At 66.7% G+C, this 23331-nt stretch carries 26 protein-coding genes and 2 tRNA genes; 11 read left to right on the top strand and 17 right to left on the bottom strand.

What is annotated here, in order from left to right; genetic code table 11:
* Nucleotides 1–395 precede the first annotated feature (395 nt).
* The 7 genes from F816_RS0112965 to F816_RS0112935 all read right to left on the bottom strand — a co-directional run bounded on the left by F816_RS0112965 (nt 396) and on the right by F816_RS0112935 (nt 7466).
* Nucleotides 396–1142: a ThiF family adenylyltransferase gene (locus F816_RS0112965; protein ID WP_019595084.1), complete on the bottom strand. Its 747-nt coding sequence runs from the start codon at nt 1140–1142 to the stop codon at nt 396–398.
* Nucleotides 1139–1921 carry a TatD family hydrolase gene (locus F816_RS0112960; RefSeq protein ID WP_019595083.1) on the bottom strand — a complete coding sequence of 261 codons (783 nt, stop codon included), beginning with the start codon at nt 1919–1921 and terminating at the stop codon, nt 1139–1141. Before F816_RS0112960 ends, F816_RS0112965 begins: the two co-directional genes overlap by 4 nt.
* Nucleotides 1922–1931: 10 nt before the next feature.
* On the bottom strand, nt 1932–2966 hold the full coding sequence (locus F816_RS0112955) for an NADP(H)-dependent aldo-keto reductase (RefSeq protein WP_019595082.1): 1035 nt from the start codon (nt 2964–2966) through the stop codon (nt 1932–1934).
* A gap of 30 nt (nt 2967–2996) precedes the next feature.
* Entirely contained in the window at nt 2997–4127 is a 1131-nt protein-coding gene (locus F816_RS0112950; RefSeq protein WP_019595081.1) for an FIST C-terminal domain-containing protein, read from the bottom strand.
* Entirely contained in the window at nt 4124–4582 is a 459-nt protein-coding gene (locus F816_RS0112945; protein WP_018175893.1) for a hypothetical protein, read from the bottom strand. Before F816_RS0112945 ends, F816_RS0112950 begins: the two co-directional genes overlap by 4 nt.
* A 108-nt stretch (nt 4583–4690) precedes the next feature.
* Nucleotides 4691–5581, bottom strand: a complete 891-nt coding sequence (locus F816_RS0112940) for a phosphoribulokinase (protein WP_019595080.1) — start codon at nt 5579–5581, stop codon at nt 4691–4693.
* 46 nt (nt 5582–5627) lie between these two features.
* The gene (locus F816_RS0112935; RefSeq protein ID WP_019595079.1) at nt 5628–7466 is read right to left on the bottom strand and encodes an SLC13 family permease; all 1839 of its coding nucleotides are present in this window, start codon (nt 7464–7466) and stop codon (nt 5628–5630) included.
* 267 nt (nt 7467–7733) lie between these two features.
* On the opposite strand from F816_RS0112935, the gene F816_RS0112930 reads away from it, so the two are divergent.
* A complete protein-coding gene (locus F816_RS0112930) occupies nt 7734–8582 on the top strand; it encodes a universal stress protein (RefSeq protein WP_018175891.1) in 849 nt (282 codons plus the stop codon).
* Nucleotides 8583–8609: 27 nt separating this feature from the next.
* Here F816_RS0112930 and trmB read toward each other — a convergent pair whose 3' ends face one another.
* From trmB to thiS, 3 genes are read right to left on the bottom strand one after another with little or no spacing between them, the layout of a single operon-like run.
* A complete protein-coding gene (gene trmB / locus F816_RS0112925; RefSeq protein WP_019595078.1) occupies nt 8610–9341 on the bottom strand; it encodes a tRNA (guanosine(46)-N7)-methyltransferase TrmB in 732 nt (243 codons plus the stop codon).
* A 2-nt stretch (nt 9342–9343) separates the two neighbouring features.
* Entirely contained in the window at nt 9344–10147 is an 804-nt protein-coding gene (locus F816_RS0112920; protein ID WP_019595077.1) for a thiazole synthase, read from the bottom strand.
* A gap of 48 nt (nt 10148–10195) precedes the next feature.
* Complete coding sequence (gene thiS, locus F816_RS0112915; protein WP_018175889.1) at nt 10196–10402, bottom strand: sulfur carrier protein ThiS; 207 nt, start codon at nt 10400–10402, stop codon at nt 10196–10198.
* A gap of 65 nt (nt 10403–10467) precedes the next feature.
* Between thiS and F816_RS0112910 the strand changes: the two genes are divergently transcribed.
* The 3 genes from F816_RS0112910 (at nt 10468) to F816_RS0112900 (ending at nt 11210) form a co-directional block, all read left to right on the top strand.
* Nucleotides 10468–10541 (top strand) — tRNA-Gly (locus tag F816_RS0112910).
* Nucleotides 10542–10623: 82 nt separating this feature from the next.
* The gene (locus F816_RS0112905; RefSeq protein WP_018144889.1) at nt 10624–11061 is read left to right on the top strand and encodes a Fur family transcriptional regulator; all 438 of its coding nucleotides are present in this window, start codon (nt 10624–10626) and stop codon (nt 11059–11061) included.
* 73 nt (nt 11062–11134) lie between these two features.
* Nucleotides 11135–11210, top strand: a tRNA-Thr gene (locus tag F816_RS0112900).
* A gap of 28 nt (nt 11211–11238) precedes the next feature.
* Here the strand turns inward: F816_RS0112900 and F816_RS0112895 are convergent.
* Nucleotides 11239–12537, bottom strand: coding sequence for a DEAD/DEAH box helicase (locus F816_RS0112895; protein WP_019595076.1), 1299 nt, complete (start codon nt 12535–12537; stop codon nt 11239–11241).
* A gap of 115 nt (nt 12538–12652) precedes the next feature.
* Here F816_RS0112895 and trxA point away from each other — a divergent pair, with 115 nt between their 5' ends.
* Together trxA and rho are read left to right on the top strand one after the other, a co-directional pair.
* Nucleotides 12653–12979, top strand: a complete 327-nt coding sequence (gene trxA / locus F816_RS0112890) for a thioredoxin TrxA (protein WP_012983830.1) — start codon at nt 12653–12655, stop codon at nt 12977–12979.
* 189 nt (nt 12980–13168) lie between these two features.
* On the top strand, nt 13169–14428 hold the full coding sequence (gene rho / locus F816_RS0112885) for a transcription termination factor Rho (protein WP_018168683.1): 1260 nt from the start codon (nt 13169–13171) through the stop codon (nt 14426–14428).
* Nucleotides 14429–14778: 350 nt separating this feature from the next.
* On the opposite strand, the gene F816_RS0112880 is transcribed toward rho, so the two are convergent.
* From F816_RS0112880 to rph, 5 genes are all read right to left on the bottom strand, one after another.
* On the bottom strand, nt 14779–15027 hold the full coding sequence (locus tag F816_RS0112880; protein WP_019595075.1) for a transcriptional antiterminator, Rof: 249 nt from the start codon (nt 15025–15027) through the stop codon (nt 14779–14781).
* A complete protein-coding gene (locus F816_RS0112875; protein ID WP_018168681.1) occupies nt 15024–15218 on the bottom strand; it encodes a CPXCG motif-containing cysteine-rich protein in 195 nt (64 codons plus the stop codon). Before F816_RS0112875 ends, F816_RS0112880 begins: the two co-directional genes overlap by 4 nt.
* Complete coding sequence (gene hemW, locus F816_RS0112870; protein WP_019595074.1) at nt 15218–16486, bottom strand: radical SAM family heme chaperone HemW; 1269 nt, start codon at nt 16484–16486, stop codon at nt 15218–15220. Before hemW ends, F816_RS0112875 begins: the two co-directional genes overlap by 1 nt.
* Before the next feature lie 218 nt (nt 16487–16704).
* Complete coding sequence (gene rdgB, locus F816_RS0112865) at nt 16705–17328, bottom strand: RdgB/HAM1 family non-canonical purine NTP pyrophosphatase (RefSeq protein ID WP_019595073.1); 624 nt, start codon at nt 17326–17328, stop codon at nt 16705–16707.
* A gap of 7 nt (nt 17329–17335) precedes the next feature.
* Nucleotides 17336–18055, bottom strand: coding sequence for a ribonuclease PH (gene rph, locus F816_RS0112860; protein WP_018938668.1), 720 nt, complete (start codon nt 18053–18055; stop codon nt 17336–17338).
* A gap of 121 nt (nt 18056–18176) precedes the next feature.
* Here rph and F816_RS0112855 point away from each other — a divergent pair, with 121 nt between their 5' ends.
* The 5 genes from F816_RS0112855 to F816_RS0112835 all read left to right on the top strand — a co-directional run bounded on the left by F816_RS0112855 (nt 18177) and on the right by F816_RS0112835 (nt 22598).
* Nucleotides 18177–19040 (top strand): YicC/YloC family endoribonuclease, encoded by an 864-nt coding sequence (locus F816_RS0112855; RefSeq protein WP_019572104.1) that lies wholly within the window; start codon nt 18177–18179, stop codon nt 19038–19040.
* Nucleotides 19041–19043: 3 nt separating this feature from the next.
* Nucleotides 19044–19262 carry a DUF2835 family protein gene (locus tag F816_RS0112850; RefSeq protein WP_018144873.1) on the top strand — a complete coding sequence of 73 codons (219 nt, stop codon included), beginning with the start codon at nt 19044–19046 and terminating at the stop codon, nt 19260–19262.
* A gap of 142 nt (nt 19263–19404) precedes the next feature.
* Nucleotides 19405–19836 (top strand): Hsp20/alpha crystallin family protein, encoded by a 432-nt coding sequence (locus F816_RS0112845; protein WP_018175884.1) that lies wholly within the window; start codon nt 19405–19407, stop codon nt 19834–19836.
* Between the two features lie 493 nt (nt 19837–20329).
* Nucleotides 20330–21235 carry a DnaJ C-terminal domain-containing protein gene (locus F816_RS0112840; protein WP_019595072.1) on the top strand — a complete coding sequence of 302 codons (906 nt, stop codon included), beginning with the start codon at nt 20330–20332 and terminating at the stop codon, nt 21233–21235.
* A 13-nt stretch (nt 21236–21248) separates the two neighbouring features.
* Nucleotides 21249–22598: a Do family serine endopeptidase gene (locus F816_RS0112835; RefSeq protein ID WP_019595071.1), complete on the top strand. Its 1350-nt coding sequence runs from the start codon at nt 21249–21251 to the stop codon at nt 22596–22598.
* Between the two features lie 295 nt (nt 22599–22893).
* Here the strand turns inward: F816_RS0112835 and F816_RS0112830 are convergent, their stop codons facing one another.
* Nucleotides 22894–23331: a molybdenum cofactor biosynthesis protein MoaE gene (locus tag F816_RS0112830; protein WP_019595070.1), complete on the bottom strand. Its 438-nt coding sequence runs from the start codon at nt 23329–23331 to the stop codon at nt 22894–22896.

Raw genomic sequence — 23331 nt, 5'->3', positions numbered from 1 at the left:
TTGGGCTTGACCTTGCCCGCCTCCAGATCCCGGACCCACATGCAGTCGAGCTTGTTCTTGCTCACATCAATGCCAATATGCGCCATCTCGTCCTCTCGCCTTGTCCGTACAGCCTCACCCGTCCCTCACGGGGGGCATTGGATACCGTTCAAACTTCGAGATGAAAAAGGACTCGGGGGCCCATCTACGAAACAGGTTCGTGACCTCAGGATGCGTTCGGGTTACCCCGAGCCCGGTACGGTTCATGGTAGCGATCCGTGAACCGCAAGACACAAGGATGCGTAGAGCGCAGCGAAACGCATCATGCATGGCCTTGGCAACGGGTGAACGATGCGTTTCGCTACGCTCTACGCATCCTACGTGAATACGGGGGCGTTGCGTGTCGTGCGCGGCGGTCAGGCGCGGGCGATCAGCTGCTGGATTACGTGCCCGGCGGCGGTCAGGCCGAAGATCGCGGGCAGGTAGGAGATGGTGCCGTTGACCGAGCGCGGGCGCCCGCCGTCGCCGACCGGCCGGTGCTCCGTGCCCTTGCGCGGCTGCTCGATGGAGAACACCACGGGGTAGTCGAGATGTGCGCCTAGGCGCCGCAGCCGTTTGCGCATCTGCCGCGCGAGCGGGCACACGCGGGTCTCGTTCAGCGGCCCTACGCGCACGGCCGTCGGGTCGATGCGCCCACCTGCGCCCATGCTCGAGATCACGGCCTGCCCACGGGCCTGGGCGGTCGCGACCAGCGCAGCCTTGCAGACAATGGAGTCGATCGCGTCCAGCACGAAGTCGGCATCCTCGGGGACCAGGTCGCCGATGGTGTCGGGCTGGAGGAAGTCCTGGCGAATGATGACCTCGATGCCGGGATCGATGTCGTGGATGCGGTTCGCCATGATCTCGGTCTTGGGTCGGTCCACGGTGGAGCGCAGCGCGACGAGCTGGCGGTTCAGGTTGGAGGCCCCGACCACGTCGTGATCGGCCAGGGTCATGCGTCCGACCCCGGCCCGCGCGATCGCCTCGGCCGCGTAGCTGCCCACACCGCCCAGTCCGGCGATGAAGACATGCCGATCGCGCAGGCGCGCGGTGACGTCATGCCCCAGCAGCAGATCCGTGCGTTCGGTATAGGGATTGTGCGGGGCGTCGGCGGGCGAGCTCATGCAGCGGAACCGGTCGGGAGCCGGAGGACCCGGCGTGCGTTTTGTGACGTGATTATAGCCATCTCGGCCGGATCCATGTCTCGCAGGGCCGCGAGCTGGCGGTTGACCTCGGCAGTCATGGCCGGTTCGTTGCGCTCGCCCTGGTGTCCGGCCAGCGGTTGGTCCGGGGCGTCCGTCTCCACCACCAGTGCCTCCAGCGGTGCCTCGCGCACCACGCGGTGCAGTTTCTTCGCGCGCTCGTAGGTCACGGGTCCGCCGATCCCGAGTGCAAAGCCGAGATCCGCCGCCTGCCGAGCCTGCTGCGGACTCCCGATGAAGGCATGCAGGATGCCGCTGATGCCGGGGTGCTGGCGCAGGCCCTTCAGGACCTCGTCGAGCGCGCGTCGGCTGTGGATGATCACCGGCAGCTCGCGTTCCCGGGCGATGGCCAGTTGCCGCGTATAGAACCGCCACTGGCGATCCCAGTCGAGCTCCTGGTGGTAGCCGTCCAGTCCGATCTCGCCGACGGCGACGGTCTCCGGGTGCGCGTCCAGCCAGGGCTCCAGCGCGTCGAGGTCGTCATCCGCATGGTCCTGCAGGAAGATTGGGTGCAGACCGTAGGCGACATGCAGACCATCGTAGTGCCGGTGCAGGGCGTCCAGATCCGGCCAGCGGGCACGCGTGACGCCGGGCAGGACCAGTTCCTGCACGCCGGCGGCGCGGGCCCGGTCCAGCACCGCCGGGCGGTCCGGATCGAACGCGTCGAGGTCCAGGTGGACGTGCGTATCGATCAGGTGCAACGGATCCGACCTAAGGACAAGGGTAGGTATAGCGGGCGTGGATCGCCTCGATGGCCTCCAGCACGGCGTCGGACAGGGTGATGTCGACGGTGGCGATGTTCTCGCGCAGCTGTTCCATGGTGGTCGCGCCGACCAGGTTGCTGGTCACGAACGGTTGCTGGTTGACGAAGACCAGTGCCAGCTGGGTTGGCGTCAGCCCGTGTTCGGCGGCGAGCCTGGCGTACTCGGCGGTGGCGGCCAGGCCGGATTCGTTGCTGTAGCGCTGGAAGCGCTCGAACAGGGTCAGGCGGGCACCTGCCGGCTTGGCGCCATCCAGGTACTTGCCGGAGAGCATGCCGAAGGCCAGCGGCGAATAGGCCAGGAGGCCGGCGTCCTCGCGGATGGCCATCTCGGCCAGGCCCGCCTCGAAACTGCGGTTGAGCAGGTTGTAGGGGTTCTGGATGGAGACAATGCGCTCGGACAGGCCGCGGTCATGTGCGCGGATCCATTCCATGAAGCCCCACGGGGTCTCGTTGGAGATGCCGATGGTCCGCACCCGGCCGCTGTCGACCATGGCCTTCAGGGCGGCGGCGGTCTCCTCGATCGGCGTGGCGTTATCGTCGGGCTTGTGGCTGTAACCGAGCTGGCCGAAGAAGTTGGTCGCGCGCGCCGGCCAATGGACCTGGTAGAGGTCCAGATAGTCGGTCTGCAGCCGCTTGAGGCTGTCGCTCAGGGCCTGCTCGATGTGCTCGCGGTTCAGCTGGGGGCCGCCGCGCAGGTAGTCGATCATGCCGGGGCCGGCGACCTTGCTGGCCAGCACGACCTGGTCGCGATTCTGGCGCTGCGCCAGCCAGTTGCCAATGTAGGTCTCGGTCAGGCCCTGGGTGTCTTCGCGCGGCGGCACCGGGTACATTTCGGCGGCGTCGATGAAGTTCACGCCCTGCCCCAGCGCGTAGTCCAGCTGCTCGTGCGCCTCGCGCTCGGTGTTCTGCTCGCCCCAGGTCATGGTGCCCAGGCCGATCAGGCTGACTTCGATATCGGTACGTCCCAGCTTGCGGTACTGCATGCCTTCTCCCGGGGTGTGGTGGAGTGCGTTTCAGGTGAACAGGGTCAGGACCCCAGTGTAGCCGTACAGGCGGTTGGCGAAGATCTCGCCATTGGCGAAGAAGCCGACCAGGGGTACGTCCCCCAGCCCCTTTTGCACGATAGCCAACTCCGCGCCTTCCTGCCCGAACTGGTGGCGTCCGCGCCCGACACAGGAGACGTAGAGCGCCCCGCGAATACCGTTGGGTGCCTGGGCGCGCACCTGTTCCAGCATGCGTTCGAGGTCGTCGCGGGCGGCCTGGCCGTCGCGGCGCACGAACAGGATCTGCGACCCCGGTTCCAGCATCTCGCCGATCGCGAGGACCTCCTGATCCAGGTCTACCCCGATGATGTTGCGCACGCGATAGTCGCCGGTATCCGAGCCGGCGATGGGAAAGCCGACCAGGATGTAGCCCAGCGCGCGTTCCAGATCGCGCGACAGGACATCGCCGATGATGCCCTTGAATGCCGGCAGCGCCTGCTGCCCGTCCAGGCGCACGATGATGTTGCGCCAGGTCTCGGTCAGCTCGTGCTGGCCGGGCAGCGGTGTGCAGCCCTGGCTGTGGCGCGCGGCGATGGCGACATCGTCGCGCAGCGCCAGGCCGGTGATGCCCGAGGCGGAGACCCCGTCGGCGATCTGTACCACGCCCGGCTCGCCGGAGTTGACCCCCCCGGTGGCGAACCAGGCGGTCTGCTCGCCGATTTCGGTCAGTATGCCTTCCAGGCCCTCCGTTTGGGGGTCGGCATTCAGGATCAGACGCCCCGGGGTCTGCGGGTCGAGGAAGCCGTCCAGTTCCTTTACCAGATCCTCGAAACGACGCACCGGATGGTAGATGACCCGAACACTGGATGCCGGGAACTCGCCAATCATAAGGGTCACACCGGGCTGCTCGTAGAGCTCGTCGTGCGGGCCGATGATCGCCATGGCCATGCCGCCGACGAAGTGATCGATCCCGAGGCCTTCGCGCAGGTGTTTCAGCAGGCTGCGGGCGTGGCGGCTCAGGGGGTCGGAGAGATAGATGAAGCCGACGCGTACCTGATCATCGCCACGCACCGGCTGTTCGCCGAGCTCGGCGATCAGGGTGGTGGCCAGGGCCCCGGGCTCGTCGCCGCGGGCGGTGGCGCTGCGAAAGGGTGTGGTCATAAACCGAGATGCTCCAGCATGCTGAGGGCCTCGTTGTCGTCGACCGGCAGGCCGGTGTGCACGTGCAGGCCGCCATCTTCGGCGAAGACCAGGCGGGCGTGGTGGCGAGTGTCCAGTTCCTCCAGAAACCAGGCGATCTCGGAGGGGTGCACGGCATGCTGCCCGCGCGTCAGGTGGCGTACGAGGATGGCGTCCTCGCGTACGTCCAGAAACAGCGGCTGAGGGAGCTCCAGCGGCAGGATGTAGGTCTGCACCAGCCATTCCACCGGGGTGGGGCGCCGCCGCGGCAGCGGTCGGCTGTCCATGCGGAAGTGGCCCCCGCCGCCCGGCTGCTTGATGAGCTCCTCCAGCCAGTCTCCGTTGAAACCCTGGTGCACGATCAGCGAGCGTCCGTCGTAACGGCTGCGAAAGCGCTCCATCTGTTGGGCCGGCCGTGGCCCGAAGAGTCCGAACACGCCAACTCCGTCCTGTTGGTTAAAGCCCGAATCCTAGCGGAATGCCCGGCCTTGAACGAAAAAAGCCCCGCCGGAGCGGGGCTTGGGAACTTCTCTTGGGCTTGCGGATCAGCCGCGACGCGACAGCATCTCGTGGATGATCGGGGCCAGGATGACCTCCATCGCGAAGCTCATCTTGCCGCCCGGGACCACCAGGGTCTTGGGATCGGACATGAAGGAGTCCGGGATCATGTTCTGCAGGTACGGGAAGTCGATGCCGAGCTTCGTCGGATCCTTGAAGCTGATCACCACCATCGACTCGTCCGGGGTCGGCACCGCGCGGGCGATGAACGGGTTGGAGGTGTCCACCGTCGGCACGCGCTGGAAGTTGATGTCGGTGTAGCCGAACTGCGGGGTGATGTAGTTCACGTAGTCCGGCATGCGGCGCAGGATCGTGTCGACGATCGCCTCGGCGGAATAGCCGCGCTCGGCATTGTCGCGGAAGATCTTCTGGATCCACTCGAGGTTCACGATCGGCACCACGCCGATACCCAGGTCCACGTGCTGCGCGGCGTCCACTTCGCCGTTCACGACCAGGCCGTGCAGGCCTTCGTAGAACATCAGATCGGTGCCCGGCTGGATCTCTTCCCAGGGGGTGAATTCGCCCGGTCCGAGGTTGGTGCCCAGGCGCTCGTTGTGCTCGGCGGCCTCTTCGTCGGAGTGCAGGTAGTAGCGCTTCTCGCCCTGGCCGGTCTCGCCGTAGGTCTTGAACAGCCCCTCGATGCGATCGAACAGGTTGGCTTCGGGGCCGAAGTGCGAGAAGTGATCGTTGCCGTCGGCGGCGGCCTTCTGCATCGCCTCCTTCATTGCCTTGCGGTCATAGCGATGGAAGCTGTCGCCCTCGATCACAACCGGGCTGATCTGCTCGCGACGGAAGATGGACTCGAAGGAGCGCTTGACGGTGGAGGTGCCGGCACCCGAGGAACCGGTCACCGCAATCACGGGATGCTTCTGGGACATGGGATTTCTCCTTGCAAACGGGTTGCTAAAGGTTGCGTTTAACAGACTAGAAAATCAGGTTGAGCATGAACATGGCGACCACGGCGAACAGGATGGTCATGATGCCGCCCGCTTTCATGAAGTCCTTCACCCGATAGCCGCCGGGGCCCATGATCAGGGCGTTCACCTGGTGGGTCGGGATCAGGAAGGAATTCGAGGTGGCGATCGCCACGGTCAGCGCGAACACGCGCGGGTCGGCATCCATGCCCGCGGCCTGCGCGGCGATCGCGAAATTGATCGCCAGCGGCACCAGCAGCACGGTCGCGCCGACGTTGGACATGACCAGGGTAAAGAACGTGGCCAGGGCGAAGATCGTCGCCTGCAGGACCCAGGGCGGTACGGTGCCCAGCATGTCGAGCGTGTTCTGCGCGATCCAGGCGGCGGTTCCGGTGTTCTCCACCGCCATGCCCAGCGGGATCAGTGACGCCAGCAGGAAGACGGTCTTCCAGCTGACGGCGCGATAGGCGTTGTCGAGGCTGATGACGCCGGTCAGGATCATGCCCAGTGCGCCGGTCAGCAGTGCGACCGAGAGCATCAGGTCGGTGAACACGATCAGGCCCACGGTCAGCGCCAGGAAGAACAGCGCATGCGGCACCTTGGACGGTACCAGTTCCTCGCGCGGATAGTCCGACGTGATCACCACGAAATCGCGGTCCTGCTCCAGCCGGGCCAGCGATTCCCAGGTGCAGTGCACCACCAGGATATCGCCCGGCTCCAGGGGGATGTCGCGCAGCCCCTCGCCGTAGGTCTCGTTGCCGCGCTGGATGCGCATCACCGACAGGCCGTAGGTCTGGCGCATCGCCAGTTCGGTGACCGTCTTGCCGGCGAGGTTCGAGCCCGGGGCGATGGCGACCTCGGCGACGCCGGAACGCCCACTGTCCAGGGCGTTGGCGAACACGTCGAGATGGGTGCTGGGACGCTTGCGCGTGCCCTCGCACAGCTTTTCCATGCGTGACGGGCTGGCCAGCACGGCCAGGTGCGAGTTGGCCTGGATCTCGTAGCCGGTCCACGGTGCCATGCGCAGCTCGTCACGCATGTAGGTGCCGACGATCGCGATCCCGGTCTCACGCTCAATCTCGGCCACCGTGCGCCCAACCATCGGGTCGTTCTCCGGGACGAACAGCTCATGGATCTCGTAGGACAGGCCGTACACGCGCTGGAAATAGTCCTGTGCGCTCTCGCGCTGGGCCGACTTGGTCTTTACCGACGGCAGTACAAAACGGCCCAGCAGCACGAAGTAGACGATGGCGGTCGCCAGCAGGGCCAGCCCGATCGGGGTCACGTCGAACAGCTGGAACGGTTCCATGTCCGACGGCAGCAGGTCGTTCAGCAGGATCAGCGGGCTGGACCCGACCAGGGTGATGGTGCCGCCGACGATCGCGGCGAAGCCCATCGGCATCAGCAGGCGCGACAGCGGGATGTTCAGGCGATTGGAGATGCGGCTCATCACCGGCATGAACAGCGCGGCTGCGCCGATGTTCTGCATGAAGCTGGAGATTACGCCGACGGTTCCGGAGACGGTCGGGATGATGCTTTTTTCGGTGGTGCCACCCACGCGCATGATGAACGCCGCCACCTTGTGCATCACGCCGGTCTTGTCCAGGCCCGCGCCGATAATCATCACCGCGATGATCGAGATCACCGCATTGGAGGCGAAGCCGCTGAACAGCTCTTCCTGGCCGACCAGCATCCCGAGTCCGGGCACCAGCGTCAGCAGGCCGAGCAGGACCATCACCGAGATCGCCGCCAGGTCGACCCGGATGATCTCGGAGACAAACAGGAAGATCGTGAACGCGAGCAGCGCAAGCACCACGATCATCTCGGTGGTCAGCGTAAGGTTTTCCATGTTCCAGTCGTGTCCTGAGGACCCGCGCCGGACGGCGCGTGGCCAGAAGCCGAAAAAGGGGACTCGCGCCGGGCGCAGGCGCCGAGGCGGGTCGGAGGAAACAGATTCCGCCTTTCCCTTGAAAGCGCGGGATTATTTCATCCCGCGGGCACGGACGCAAAAAATGCGCCGGCGTCGGGTTGGCGGTTCGGTCGGTGCGGCCCCGAGTGCTGGCGTTTGCCGGCATGTCGGTTATGCTTGGAAAAAAGTCCAGGTGGAGACCCCAGCATGTCCGAATCCGATGCCCCGCTGTGCCGTTTCGAGACCATCGTCCTGGCGACGGATGGCTCCGAATTCAGCGAATCCGCCGAGAATGTGGCGCTGGATCTGGCGCAGCGCTGTGGTGCGCGCCTGATCGTCGCACGGATTATCCGCACCGATACCCAGCACGATGCGTTGTCTCCGCCGCGCAGCCACGAGGCGAGCGTTGCCGGCCAGACCGATCTGGACGCACTGGAAAAGCGCGCCCGCGAGGTGGGCATCGATGCCTCCATGATCCTGCGCCACGGGGTCGACCGGCACCAGGAGATCGTCGCCATTGCCGAGGAGTTCAAGGCCGGGCTGATCGTCATCGGCCGGCGCGATCGCGGTGACCTCTCGCGCCTGATGGTGGGCGACGCCACGCGCAAGGTCGTGGGGCTCGCACCCTGCAACGTGATGATTGTCCCGCGTGGCGCCCAGGCGCCGCATCGTGGGCTTCTGGTGGGGACCGACGGCTCCGACCTTGGGGACCAGGCCGCGCGCGCCGCAATCGAGCTGGCCGGCTATTGCAAGCTTCCGATCACCATCGTGTCGGTGGCGGTCCCGGGGCAGAACGAGGAGCGGCGTCAGGAGGGCGTCCAGGCCATCCAGCGTCTGCAGGGCGAGGCCCGCGAGAAGGGGCTGGAGGCCGATGCGACCTTCGAGGAGGGGCGCCCCGAGGTTACCCTGCTGGAGGTGGCTGCGCGCGACCATCGCGATCTGGTGGTGGTCGGCAGCCACGGGCGTACCGGGCTCAAGCGCCTGCTGATGGGCAGCGTGTCCGAGCGCGTGATTGGCGGGGCTGACTGCCCGGTCCTGGTGGTCAAGAACGTCTGATCCGACCCGGCATCGCGCCGGGTATCATCAGGCGGGTTCGTCGGTGCGCCGGTAGAGCAGATCGGCGACCTTGTGGCCGCGTTGCTCCCCGCGCCGTTCGAACTTGGTCACCGGGCGCTCCGGTGGCCGGCCGGGAGCCGGGATCGGGCCGTCCGGCACGAACCATGGCCGGCATTCCTGCAGCACCACCATCATGTGTTCGGCGTATTCGGCCCAGTCGGTTGCCAGATGCAGCCGCCCGCCCGGCCGGATGCGCGTCGCCAGGTGGCGTACGAAGGCCGGCTGGATCAGGCGCCGCTTGTGGTGGCGCTTCTTGTGCCAAGGGTCGGGGAAGAACACCTGCACGCAGTCCAGGCTGGCGGGCGTCAGGTAGTGCTCCAGCAGTTCCACCGCATCGACATCGCTGACACGTACGTTGGACAAGTTGCGCTGTTCCACCTCGCGCAGCAGATGCCCGACCCCCGGTCGATGGACCTCGGTACCGATGAAGTCGCGTTCCGGCTGGTTCGCGGCCTGCTCAGCCAGGCTCTCGCCGTCCCCGAAGCCGATCTCCAGGGTCACGGGTGCCGTGCGCCCGAAGACCGCGGCCAGATCCAGCGGCGCGGCAGGCGCCGGCAGCTGCAGGCCAAAGCGTGGGGACAGGTCGTCCAGCGCCCGCTGCTGGCCGGGGGTTAGCCGGCCCTCGCGGCGCACGAAGCTGCGGATACGGCGGTAGAACGGTTTGTCGTCGTCGGCCCCGGTGTTGGTCTGGTCGTTCATGCTTAGTTGAAGAACAGGCCGGTCTGCGGCGAAGAGGCCGAGGCGTAGCGCCGTGGCGCCATGCGCCCGGCGCGAAAGGCCTGGCGCCCGCCGATGATCGCGTGGCGCATCGCCGAGGCCATCAGCACCGGGTCGTCGGCGGCGGCGATGGCGGTGTTCATCAGCACGCCGTCGCAGCCCAGCTCCATTGCGATCGCGGCGTCCGAGGCGGTGCCGACCCCGGCATCCACTAGCACCGGAACCGAGGCGTTCTCCACGATCTCGCGGATGTTGTAGCGATTCTGGATGCCCAGGCCCGAGCCGATCGGCGCGGCCAGCGGCATGATCGCCAGGCAGCCGATGTCTTCCAGGCGCTTCGCCAGCAGTGGGTCGTCGGTGGTGTAGACCATCACGTCGAACCCCTCGGCCACCAGCGTCTCGGCGGCCTTCACGGTTTCGAAGACGTCCGGGTACAGGGTCTTCTCGTCGCCCAGGACCTCCAGCTTCACCAGGTTGTGGCCGTCGAGCAACTCGCGTGCCAGGCGGCAGGTGCGGATCGCATCCTCGGCATTGAAGCAGCCGGCAGTATTCGGCAGCAGCGTGTAGCGCTCCGGCGAGATCACGTCCAGCAGGTTGGGTTCGTCCGGGTTCTGGCCGATGTTGGTGCGGCGGATGGCGACGGTCACGATCTCCGCGCCGCTCGCCTCGATGGCGTCGCGGGTCTGGTCGAGATCGCAGTACTTGCCGGTCCCCACGAGCAGGCGGGAGGTGAACTCGCGCGTGCCTACGCGGAACAGGTCGTCGGCGGACGCGGCCGATTCGGTCATGGTCATTCCTTCGTTGAAAAGTGGTCGCAGGCCGGGCGGCTGGGCAATCTAGCCGCCCCCGATCGCCTGCACGATCTCCACGCGATCCCCGGGTTTCAAGGGATGGGCCGCGTGCTCGCTGCGCGGGACCAGCTCTTCGTTCACCTCCACCGCCAGACGGCGGCCGCCAAGGCCGCGGGCCTCGATCAGCGCGGCCAGGGTGGCCTCGCGATCATCGGGGAGTTCAAAGGGTTCGCCGTTCAGCTGAATCTGCATGGTTCTTCGACTGCTCAGTTTACCGTTGAGCCGGAGGCCGACAAGGCCTACAATCGGCGGCGCAAGCGGGTGTAGTTCAATGGTAGAACGGGAGCTTCCCAAGCTCTTAATGTGGGTTCGATTCCCATCACCCGCTCCATTCTATCAGGCTTCCCGGCCTCACCGGTCCCCGGAAAGCGGGATATGGACTTGCTCCAGATCCCTGTTATATCGTCGGAATCATGAACATCGACTCCAACAACCCGGATCTGCTTTCGGTCCACGCCGCGCGCGAAATGCTGCGCGAGCACGCGATCTCCCCGACCGAGCAGCGCGTCGAGATTGCCCGCGTGATGTTCGCCCGCCATCAGCACCTCAGCGCCGAGCAAATCCTCGGGCAGCTAATGCGGCATGCCTCGCGGGTGTCCAAGGCCACGGTGTACAACACCCTGAACCTGTTCGCCGAGAAGGGGCTGGTGCGCGAGGTCGTGATTGATCCGGCCAAGCTGTTCTACGACTCCAACCTGAATCCGCATCACCACCTGTTCCATACCGATACCGGGCAACTGGAAGACGTGGATCCGGCGCGGATCGACATCTCCGATCTGCCCGCCCTGCCGGAAGGCAAGGAGCTCGAGGGTGTGGACGTCGTCTTCCGCGTGGGCCGCCGCCGCTCCTGAGCCGGTGATCGGTCGATTGTCCGGGCTCGCCGGATTGTGGTCGGCACCGGCCCTCGCTATCATGTCGCGCTTCGCCGGTGTAGCTCAGTTGGTAGAGCAATCGATTCGTAATCGATAGGTCGGAGGTTCGACTCCTCTCGCCGGCACCATCTTTTTCTGTGGTTTTCCCGCGTCCGCTCAGCCCCGGTTGCCGCTGCGCTGCGGGCGGCTGCCTCCGGGGCGGCCGCCTCCGCCGGAGCGTGGGCCACCGCGGCGATCGTCGCGCGGCTTGCGCGGGCGTGGCTTCGGCTTGACGGCATCCTGGAACAGGCGTGCCGGGTCCACGCTCGCGGTGGGGATGCGCTCGCCCAGGTAGCTCTCGATATCCGGCAGGTAGAAGGCCGAGTCCTCGCAGCCGAAGCTGATCGCGTCACCTTCGGCGCCCGCACGTGCGGTGCGCCCGATACGGTGCACGTAGTCCTCGCCGGACTGCGGCAGATCGAAGTTGAAGACATGCGTGACCGCCGGGATGTGCAGCCCGCGGGCGGCCACGTCGGTCGCCACCAGGTAGGTGTATTCGCCAGCGGCGAAGTGTTCCAGCAGCTGCGAGCGCTTGTTCTGCGGTACGTCGCCGGACAGCAGCGCGGCCTTCTGGTCGTTCACGTTCAGCCAGTCGCAGACCTTCTCGGCGCCGTGCTTGGTGTTCACGAACACGATGGCGCGCTCCGGCTCGAGGTCGCGTGCGAGCCCGAGGAGCAGCGGGATCTTTTCGTCGTTGGCCGGGTAGTAAATCACCTGGCGCACGCGGTCGGCAGTCAGGGTCTCGGCCTCGACCTGGACCTTTTCCGGATTGTTCATGTGCTCGTACGCCAGCTCCATCACGCGGAAGGACAGCGTGGCGGAGAACAGCATCGACAGGCGTTCGCTGGCCGGCGCGCAGCCACGCATCAGAAAGCGCACATCCTTGATGAAGCCGAGATCGAACATGCGATCCGCCTCGTCCAGCACCACCACCTCCGTATGCTTGAGGCCGAAGACCTTCTGCTTGAAGTAGTCGATGATGCGTCCGGGCGTGCCGATCAAGATGTCGGCGCCGGCCTCCAGCTGTTCGCGCTGGCTGTCGTAGCCGGTGCCGCCGTAGGCCAGCGCGAGCTTCAGCCCGGTCTCGGCGCCCAGCGATTCGGCATCCTTGTGGATCTGGATCGCCAGTTCGCGGGTCGGGGCCAGGATCAGGGCGCGCACGTCCGTCGGCCGCCGGTTGGGCGACGGCTGCTGGCGTAGCAGGCGGTTGAAGGTCGCGATCAGGAAGGCGGCCGTCTTGCCGGTCCCGGTCTGGGCCTGGCCGGCGACGTCGTGGCCGGCCAGCGCGATCGGCAGGGTCTGTGCCTGGATCGGGGTGCAGGTTTCGAAACCGGTGGCGCGGATGCCCGCCTGGACGGGTTCGGGCAGATCGAGCTGGTCGAAGCGGGGGGTGGTGTCCTGCACGGTTTCGGTCATGGGGTTCCTCGGTTCCTGCGTATTACTTGAACTGTCCGGCGTTGATCGTCGATAGTAAGGGCCGTGCAGCCGGCGGTGCGGGCTGCTCCCCCAACCCAAGTCATGAGGGCTCGGAGTGAGCGACAAAATTGTGTACACATCGGACGCCGGTTTCGACGAGGACGTCCTGAAGGCGGATCAGCCGGTCCTGGTGGACTACTGGGCCGAGTGGTGCGGGCCCTGCAAGATGATCGCCCCCATTCTGGACGAAATCGCCGAAGAATACGCCGGCAAGGTCAAGGTCGCCAAGCTGAACATCGACGAGAACCCGTCCACGCCGCCGAAATACGGCATCCGCGGGATCCCGACGCTGATGCTGTTCAAGAACGGCGATGTCGAGGCCACCAAGGTCGGTGCCCTGTCCAAGTCGCAGCTGACTGCGTTCCTGGATCAGCACCTTTGATGCTTGGGCCTGGCGGTTAACCGCCAGGCCTCGCAGGCGTCCGGTTTCACCGGGGTTGCCCCGCGCCGCCGCCTCGCTTACCATCGAACCAGTTCGAGTGGCCGCCAGGCCATTCCCTGCCTCCTTCCAGTCAATCCGAGTGACCATCCCCGGTCGCCGATCATCCACGTTGAACACAGCATCCCACGCATGAATCTGACCGAATTGAAGCGGATGTCCGCTGCCGATCTCGTGGCCTTTGCCGAAGAAAAAGGCATCGAGAACATGTCCCGTGCCCGCAAGCAGGAGATCATCTTCGCCCTGCTCAAGGCTCACGCGAAGAGCGGCGAAGCCATCTTTGGCGACGGTGTCCTCGAGATCCTCTCCGACGGCTTCGGCTTTCTCCGCAGTGCCGACAGCTCCTATCAGGCCGGGCCGGACGACGTCTATGTCTCGCCCAGCCAGATCCGACGCTTCGGACTGCGCACCGGCGACACCATCTCCGGCAAGATCCGCCCGCCCAAGGACAACGAGCGCTACTTCGCGTTGTTGAAGGTCTCGGAGATCAACTTCGAGCCGCCGGAGAACGCCAAGCACAAGGTGCTGTTCGAGAACCTCACCCCGCTGCATGCCAACAAGCGCATGCGCATGGAGCGCGGCAATGGCTCCACCGAGGACATCACCGCGCGGATCATCGACATCGTCTCACCGTTCGGCAAGGGCCAGCGCGGCCTGATCGTCTCCCCGCCCAAGGCGGGCAAGACGCTGATGCTGCAGAACATTGCCCAGAGCATCGCCGGCAACTACCCCGAGTGCTATCTGATCGTCCTGTTGATCGACGAGCGCCCGGAAGAGGTCACCGAGATGGACCGCATGGTCCAGGGCGAGGTCGTCTCCTCCACCTTCGACGAGCCGGCCCAGCGCCACGTGCAGGTCGCCGAGATGGTGATCGAGAAGGCCAAGCGCCTGGTCGAGCACAAGCGCGACGTGGTGATCCTGCTGGATTCCATCACCCGCCTGGCGCGCGCCTACAACACCGTCTCGCCCAGCTCCGGCAAGGTGCTCACCGGTGGTGTGGATGCCAACGCCCTGCATCGCCCGAAGCGCTTCTTCGGTGCCGCGCGCAACGTGGAAGAGGGCGGCAGCCTGACCATCATCGCCACCGCACTGGTCGAGACCGGGTCGAAGATGGACGAGGTGATCTACGAGGAGTTCAAGGGCACCGGCAACATGGAGCTCCAGCTGGAGCGCCGCATCGCGGAGAAGCGCATTTATCCTGCGATCAACGTGAACCGTTCCGGTACCCGCCGCGAGGAACTGCTGACCGCACCCGACGAGCTGCAAAAGCTCTGGATCCTGCGCAAGTTCCTGCACGGCATGGACGACATCGAGGCCATGGAATTCCTGCTCGGCCGCATGCAGTCGTCCAAGACCAATTCCGAGTTCTTCGACCAGATGAAGCGCAGCTGAGACCCGCCGCGTCCGGCGTCCGCTTCTGCCTCGAAAGGCAAGGGCGGTTTACAGGGAGGTTGGAAGACCGGAAGGTTTCAGGGTTATCCGGATAGGGCCGAGGCCTTGTGAGGCCTTGTGGGTCAGCTCATCGCCGGAGGCTGTTACAGGCCCATTTTGATCCGGCCTTCTGGTCTTCCTGTGATAGCTCTTTTGCAGGGAGTAGGATGCGGTTGAGCGTAGCGAAACGCATCCATCCGGGAGCCGGGAAACCTCAGGCCGCGACACGATGCGATTCGCTGCGCTCATCACATCCTACCTACTGTGGTGAATCAATCAGCCGCCGCGAGCCGACTTCGGTAGCGTGGCGTTCAGCCTGAGACCGGCTCGAAGCTGATCAGCCGGTCCAGGCGCCACCATTGCCGCCGGCCCTCGGCGTCACGCAGGATCAGGTACTCCGCGCTGCGCCGGGTGCGCAAGTCCAGCGGCCGTACGATCGCGATGCGGTCCATCTCCCCGCGGCGCCAGTGCGTGCGCAGGGACTGACCGCGCAGGATGGCCAGCTCCAGCTCGGAATAGCGCTCGCAGTCGATCGGGGTATACGGTGGCGCCGCGCTCACTCGCCCTCCCGTTGGGCAGCGACGCGCGGAATCTCCTCGTCGCCGGCATCCTCGCGGCGGAACACGATGGGGGCACAGCACACCGCGCAGTCCTCGACCCATTCGCGGTCATTGCTGACCATGTCCACCGTGATCTCGCCGGGCTCGCCGCACCAGGGGCAGGCGAAACCAACAAACTCGACGGGACGCATTATCGACCCTCCTCCCGGCCCGCGGGCCAGGCTATCGGCGTGGCGATCGAGTCCTGCGGAGTCCCTTCCGGAAGAAACCGTTCCAGCACGTCATTGAGAAACGCCAGGCCCCGTTCCGTGGCCTGCAGGCGCTCCGTATTCGCCCCCAGCAGCCCATCCGCGCGCAGTTCGGAAAGCGCCGGCTCGAGCGCCGCCAGCGGCAGGCCGCAATGTGCCTCGAAGCTCGCGGCCGGAACACCTTCCACCAGTCGCAGCGCGTTCAGCATGAACTCGAAGGGGCGCTCCGCCGTGGGCACGGTCTGATCGTTGTGCTGCTGCGGCCCGGCGAGATAGGCCTCCGGCTGGCGCGGCTTCATCCGCCGCAGGATCGTGCCATCGTGCACCTGCGTCAGCTTGCCGTGGGCCCCGGCGCCAATGCCGAGATAGTCGCCGAAGGTCCAGTAATTGCGGTTGTGGCGACATTCCTGCCCCGGGCGCGCATAGGCAGATACCTCGTATCGAGTATAGCCAGCCGCCGCCAGATGGGACTGGCCGCGGGTGAACAATTCCTCGATTGTGACGTCCTCCGGCAGTTCGGGTGGGCGCGCCGCGAACAGGGTGTTCGGCTCGAGGGTCAGCTGATACCAGGAGATGTGTCCCGGGTCCTGGTCGATGGCCGCCTGCAGGTCCGCCAGCCCGGCCGCCACCGACTGACCGGGCAGGCCGAACATCAGATCCAGATTGATCGCCTCGAAGCCGGCGGCGCGGGCGTGCTCCACCGCGTCGCGGGCCTCGGTGGCGCCGTGGATGCGACCCAGCCGGGCGAGCATCGCGTCGTCGAAGCTCTGGACACCCAGCGACAGCCGATTGACCCCGGCCTCGCGGTAGCCGCGAAAGTAGGCGCGATCGGCGGTGCCAGGGTTGGCCTCCAGGGTAACCTCGCAGTCCGGGCGCAGCGGCAGCCGGGCACGCAGACCGGACATGAGAGCGTCCAGTGCCTCCGGCGGGAACAGGCTCGGGGTCCCGCCACCGATGAACACACTCTCCAGCCGTCGCCCCCAGACATCCGGGAGCTGGCCCTCCAGATCCCGCAGCAGCGCCGCCACGTAGTCGTCGAACGGTGCCTCGCCGCGTGGCTCGTGGGAGTTGAAGTCGCAGTACGGGCACTTGCGCACGCACCAGGGCAGGTGCACGTACAGCGCCAGGGGTGGCGGATGGGTCATCGCGGGGTTCATGTGCGGAGCATAGGCGAGGCTCCGGGTGGCGTCGAAAGCACCCAGTCCCGCCATTGCAGCCTCCGACGTCGGGGCTTTCGCGCCGATCGCCGCAGGCGCGTGGCGATCTCCTGGGCCTGGCCCCGACGCGGGCCCGAACATGCGCCGGGGTGTCGTCGGGCGGTTGCTAAGGGGCCTCGCAACGACGGGCACAAAGAGACACCGTCATCGCGAGGGGCGCAGCGCCGTGGCGATCTCCCTGGATGCGCCCCGGAGCCAGGCAGGACCGGGTGTCAGGCCGTCGGGTTGCCCATACAGTTGCGCAGGCTGGCCACGAGCTGTTGCAGGGCCTGGCCGCGGTGGCTCAGGCGGTTCTTGGTCGCCGGGTCCAGTTCGGCCGAGGTGCAGCCTTCCTCCGGAACGAGGAACAACGGGTCGTAGCCGAAGCCCTCGGCGCCGCTGGCCTGCTCGGCGATGCGGCCGGGCCACACGCCCTCGGCGATGATCGGGGCCGGGTCCTCGGCGTGTTCCAGGTACACCACCACGGCGCGGAAACGCGCACCCCGCTGTTCCGGTGGCACGCCTTGCAATGCCTCCATCAGCCGCGCGTTGTTGGCGGCATCGTCGGCGTCCGTTCCGGCGTAGCGCGAGGAGTAGATCCCCGGCTGGCCGTGCAGGGCCTCCACCTCCAGCCCGGAGTCGTCGGCGATCGCCGGCAGTCCGGTGTGTCGGGCGGCGTTGCGCGCCTTCAGGATGGCGTTCTCCACGAATGTCAGGCCGGTCTCTTCGGCCTCCGGCACGCCATGCTCCGATTGCGACTCGACCGCGAGGCCCAGCGGCTCCAGCAGGGTGCGGATCTCGCGCAGCTTGCCGGGGTTGCCGGTGGCCAGCACCACGCGCCGCGGTTCGCCGGTCATGCCCGGATCAGCCTTCGGCCAGAACGGCGCGCTGGGCGTCGCAGATCTCGCGGATGCCCTTCTCGCCCAGATCCAGCATCTGGTCCAGCTCGTCGCGGCGGAAGGCGTGGCCCTCGGCCGTGCCCTGGATCTCGATCACCCCGCCGGCCTCGTTCATCACCAGGTTCAGGTCGGTCTCGGCCTGGGAGTCCTCGTCGTAATCGAGGTCCAGCACCGGCGTGCCATTGAAGATGCCCACGGAGACCGCTGCCAGGTGCCCGTGCAGCGGGTCCTTGCGGATCAGGCCCTGTTCGCGTGCCTTGCGGATGGCATCGCGCAGCGCGACGTAGGCCCCACTAATCGCGGCTGTGCGGGTGCCGCCATCGGCCTGGATCACGTCGCAGTCGACGATGATCTGGCGTTCGCCGAGGGCCTCGAGATCAACCGCGGCACGCAGTGAGCGGCCGATCAGGCGCTGGATCTCCATGGTGCGACCGCCCAGCTTGCCCCGGGCGGCCTCGCGCACCATGCGCTCGTGGGTGGAGCGCGGCAGCATGCTGTATTCGGCGGTGACCCAGCCGCGGCCCTTGTTCTTCAACCACGGCGGCACGCGCGACTCTACCGTGGCGTTGCACAGCACGCGCGTGTCCCCGAATTCCACCAGTACGGAACCCTCCGCGTGACGGGTGAAATGGCGGGTAAAACGCACGGGGCGCATCGCGTCGGCTGCTCGGCCACTGGGTCGCATGCTGTGATCCTTGCTAGATTTGAGAGGGGCGCAGTATACGGGCCATGAGTGTAGTGCGTCGCCCAGTGGGGTGACGCACTACACTCATGCCTTGCGCGGCAGGGATCGCAACGGGGGAATAATGATTACCAGCATGACCGGATTTTCCCGGCACGCCATCACCCTGGATGGGGGCGTATTCGACTGGGAGCTCAAGAGCGTCAATCACCGCTACCTGGAGCTGCGGATCCACCTGCCGGATCACCTGCGCTCGCTGGAGGCCGAGGTGCGTAAACGCCTCAAGGGCCACTTGGCACGCGGCAAGGTGGACGTGGTGCTGCGCGACCGGGGCCAGGCGGACAACGCCCCGGAGGCCTTCGATCAGGAGCGCGCGCAGGCGCTGATCGATGCCTGCGCGGCGATCGAGCGAAGGATGCGCAATCCGGCCCCGGTCTCGCCGCTGGACGTGCTGAGCTGGCCCGGCGTCCTGCAGGGCGCCTCGGATGCCGGCGAGGTCCTGGCGGAGCCGCTACTGGCCGGCTTCGACACCGCGCTGGAGGCCCTGGTCGCGATGCGTACGACGGAGGGGGCAGCCCTGGCCGATGGCATGCGCACGCGCCTGGAGGCCCTGGCGGAGCATGCCCGGACGGTCCACTCGCGGCGTCAGCCGATGCTCGACGAGCAGCGCGAACGCATCCTGGCGCGTATCCGCGAACTGGACCTGCACCTGGACCCGAAACGCCTGGAGCAGGAGGTCGCGTTGCTGGCCCAGCGCATGGATATCGCCGAGGAGCTGGATCGCATCGACGGTCACGTGGCGGCCGTGCGCGAGATCCTGGACCAGGGCGGGCCCAGCGGTCGGCGGCTCGACTTCCTGATGCAGGAGTTCAACCGCGAGGCCAACACCATCTCCTCCAAGTCGCACGATCTGGAGATCACTCGTGCCACAGTGGAAATGAAGGTCCTGATCGAGCAGCTGCGCGAGCAGGTGCAAAACCTGGAATAGCCGATGCGCCGGTTTCGCTTGCGCCTGGCGATCTCGCGCCAGGAGATGGAGGACTACTACACCGGGCGTGCCGCGGTGGTCTTTGCGCAGGCGGATAGTGGCGAGAGCGTGCAATTTCCGGCGCGGCTGCTGCGCAGTCATCTGGATCAGCGCGGCGTGCATGGCGTGTTCGAACTAATCACCGACGACGACTACAAGCTGAGGGAGTTTCGCCGTGTGTAAGTGAGGCGTTCATCAGCCTGCACAATCGGCGCGAGTGCGGGCCAGTACAGTGAGCGCCGTCTCCCTCAGGCCCTTGAAAACGCGGGAAGTGTCCCCTAACTGTAAGGGTGAGTCAGATGACACCCACACAGGAGGGAATGCCATGACCATGACCCGCTACGAACCGTTCAGCCTGCTCGGTCAACTGTCGCGCGAACTTGGGCGCATGCCGGACATGCCCGGCACCGAGGACTCCGCCGCGACCTCCGACTGGGCCCCCGCAGTGGACATCCGCGAAGAGACCGATGCCTACGTGCTGCATGCCGATATCCCCGGGGTAGACCCGAAGGACATCGAACTGCACATGGAGAATGGCGTGCTGACCCTGCGCGGCGAGCGCAAGCACGAAAGCGAGGAAGAGAAGGATGGCTACAAGCGCATCGAGCGCGTGCGTGGCTCGTTCTTCCGCCGCTTCTCGTTGCCGGATACGGCGGATGCCGAAAATATCTCCGCGCGCAGCGAGAACGGCGTGCTGGAGGTGCGTATCCCGAAGCAGGCCCGCGTGCAGCCGCGCCGGATCCAGATCGAGAACTGATCCGGCTTCACGTGCCCGGTGGGGATGCTCGCCCACCGGGCGAGACACGGGCGCTGCCCCGGGTTCCACCCGCGGTGGCGCCCGTTTTTTTGAACCTTGGGAGGCACGGATCTTTTTCTGCGGCTCGTGTCTCCCGGGGTGACAGCCGCATCCCGGCTATCATGGGCAAGGGAAACACTGATCAATGTACACACTCGCGTTGGTACCCCAGGTTTTCCGAGACAAGGCGCGTCGTGCAGCGGGTAGTGGTTCTACCGCGCAAGCGGCGCAACGCAGGATCGGGGAACCTGGGGTGCCAACCCCGAAGGGGCTCGGCCTCTTTTGCGCACGCACGGCGTTGCGGCTCCTTTGTGCAGAATGACTGCACGGCGGTCGCCGCGCCTTGTTCGCACGCAAAAGCGACTCGAGCGCGAGCGTGTACATTGATCAGTGTTTCCCTAGGCGAGATCCGGGTGTCACCCGAGGACGCAGCCGCAACCGCTCGAGGAAAGCAATGGAATACAAGGACTACTACAAGGTCCTCGGTGTGAGCCGCGACGCGAGCCAGGACGAGATCAAGAAGGCCTACCGCAAGCTGGCGCGCAAGTACCACCCGGATGTCAGCAAGGACCCGGACGCCGAGACCCGCATCAAGGAGGTCAACGAGGCCTACGAGGCCCTGGGCGACGCGGAAAAGCGCAAGGCCTACGACCAGCTGGGCTCTAACTGGCGCCAGGGACAGGACTTTCGTCCGCCGCCCGGCTGGGACGGCCGGGCGCAATACGGCGGTGCCCGCGGGGGCGCCGATGCCGGTGGCTTCTCGGACTTCTTCGACTCGATCTTCGGCGGTGGCGGTATGGGTGGGGGGCGTCGCGGTGGTGGGGCCGGCTTCAACATGCGCGGCGCCGACCGCGAGGGGCGCGTGGACATCAGCCTGGATCAGGCGCTCAAGGGCACCGAGGTCTCGGTTCAGGATGCCGAGGGTCGGGTGCAGCGCGTGCGCATCCCCGCCGGGGCCAAGGATGGCTCGCGCCTGCGGGTGCGCGGCCAGGGCGACCCGGGCGTTGGTAGTGGTGGCGCCGGCGACCTGCTGCTGGAGATCCGGGTCAAGCCGGATAATCGCTACACGCTGGACGGTCGCAACCTCTACCGCGACATCCCGATCACCCCTTGGGAGGCCGCGCTGGGCGCGACGATCGAGGTGCCCACGCCGCATGGCTGGGTCAACCTGAAGGTCCCGGCCGGTACCCAGTCGGGCAAGCAGATGCGTCTGAAGGGCAAGGGACTCCCGGGCAAGCCACCGGGTGATCTCTACCTGAAGCTGCTCGTGCAGGTCCCGCCGGAGGACGAGGCTGGTGACTGGTACCGCAAGATGGCCAAGGAGTCGTCCTTCGCCCCGCGCGCCAACCTGGCGCCCTGATCGAGGATTGCCCATGCGTCGGCTGGTTCCCCTTCTGATCCTGGCCCTGGCCCTGCTCGGGGCCGCACCGGCCGCCGCCCAGCTCCCGGCCGCGGTGGACGGTCAGCCCCTGCCCTCCCTGGCGCCCATGCTTGAGCGCACCATCCCCGGGGTGGTGAACATTGCCACCCGTGCGCGGGTGGTGGAGTCGGTCAGCCCGCTCTTCGACGACCCCTTCTTCCGCCGGTTTTTCGATGTCCCCGAGCGTTCGCGTGAACGGGAACGCCAGGGTCTGGGCTCCGGCGTGGTCGTGGACGCCGAGGCCGGCACCATCCTGACCAACAGCCACGTGATCGCGCGCGCCGACGCGATCCTGGTCACGCTCTTCGATGGCCGCCAGTACGAGGCCGAGGTGGTGGGCACTGACCCGGCCACCGACGTCGCCGTGATCCGCATCGACGCGGAGGGCCTGCAGGCGATCCCGCTGGCGGACTCCGACGCCCTGCGCGTGGGCGACTTCGTGGTCGCCATCGGTAACCCCTTCGGCCTCGGCCAGACGGTGACCAGCGGCATCGTCAGTGCCCTGGGCCGCAGCGGACTGGGTGGTGACGGCTTCGAGGACTTCATCCAGACCGATGCCTCCATCAACCCCGGCAACTCCGGCGGGGCGCTGGTCAACCTGCGTGGCGAGCTGGTCGGAATCAATACCGCCATTCTCGCGCGCGGCGGGGGCAACATTGGTATCGGCTTCGCGATCCCGGCCAACATGGCCAGCCAGATTCGCGACCATTTGCTGGCGGAGGGTCGTGTCGAACGCGGCGCGCTGGGCGTGGAGATGCAGGATCTGACCCCGGCGCTGGCCCAGGCCTTTGAGTTGGATATTTCCCAGGGCGCCGTGATCACGCGCGTGGTGCGTGGATCCGCCGCCGAACGCGCCGGCCTCCAGAGCGGAGATATCGTGCTGCGGGCGGACGACCAGCCGGTGCGCAGCGCCGGCGACCTGCGCAACCGGCTCGGCCTGCTGCGCGCCGGTTCCGATGTGCGCCTGGATGTCCTGCGCGACGGGGCCGAACAGCGGATCGTCGCCCGCCTGGATCGCCCCGAAGAGCGGCGCATCGAGGGCGCGGCCGTGCACCCGCGGCTGGAGGGTGTTCGCTTGTCCGAGGCCACCGGGCGTGACGGGGGCAGTCGCGTGGCGGTGATCGCGGTGGAGCCCGGCACCCCGGGGGCGCGCGCCGGCCTGCGCGCGGGCGACGTGTTGCTGGCCATCAACCGCCAGCGCATCCAGCGCCTGTCCGACCTGCCGCAACAACTGGCCGCACACCAGACCCTGGAGCTCCAACTGCGTCGCGGCAACCAGACCCTCTTCCTCACCCTGCGTTAAAGGGCCCGCGCTGTTCTCGCAGTGCCGGCTGCAACCTTCCCTTGTGCTGTCATCCCGGCCGCAGCGAAGCGGAGAGCCGGGATCTACCTGGATGCACCCGCGGAGCCAGATCCCGGATAACCGCTGTGCGGTTTCCGGGATGACGATGTGGGGGAGGCGGCCGGGATGCCTCATGTCCTGAGCTGGGCCCCGTAGGAGCCTGCTTGCAGGCGAATGCCCCTGCCCGCGTCCGACTTTGGCAGGGGCATTCGCCTGCAAGCAGGCTCCTACAAGGGGGGCGAACAGCGGGTGGCGTTCAGAAACCCGGGGTGTTTTTCTCCACCCAGCGGTCGGTGCCGTCGGCCAGGGTCTCGCGTTTCCAGAACGGGGCCTCGTGCTTCAGGCGTTCGAGGATGTCGCTGCAGGCGTCGCGGGCGGCGATGCGGTGGGCGGACCAGGTGGCCACCAGCACCAGGGCATCGCCGGGACGCACATCGCCGACGCGGTGGGCCACATGGCAGCCCAGCAGCGGCCAGCGCGCCTCGGCCTCGGCGACGATGCGCTCCAGCTCGCGCTCGGTCATCCCCGGATAGTGCTCCAGGAACAGGCCGGTCACATCCTCGTCTTCGTTGAAGTCGCGCATGCGGCCGACGAAAACGCTGGCCGCGCCGCGGGCGTTCGCCGGGATGGCCAGCTCGGCTTGGCGGACGACCTCCCAGGGGTCGAAATCGTTGGTGTGGATCTCGACCGCCAC

It is taken from the genome of Thioalkalivibrio sp. ALM2T, assembly GCF_000381505.1.
Taxonomy (GTDB): domain Bacteria; phylum Pseudomonadota; class Gammaproteobacteria; order Ectothiorhodospirales; family Ectothiorhodospiraceae; genus Thioalkalivibrio; species Thioalkalivibrio versutus.
This window is presented reverse-complemented; position numbering and strand designations above follow the sequence as displayed.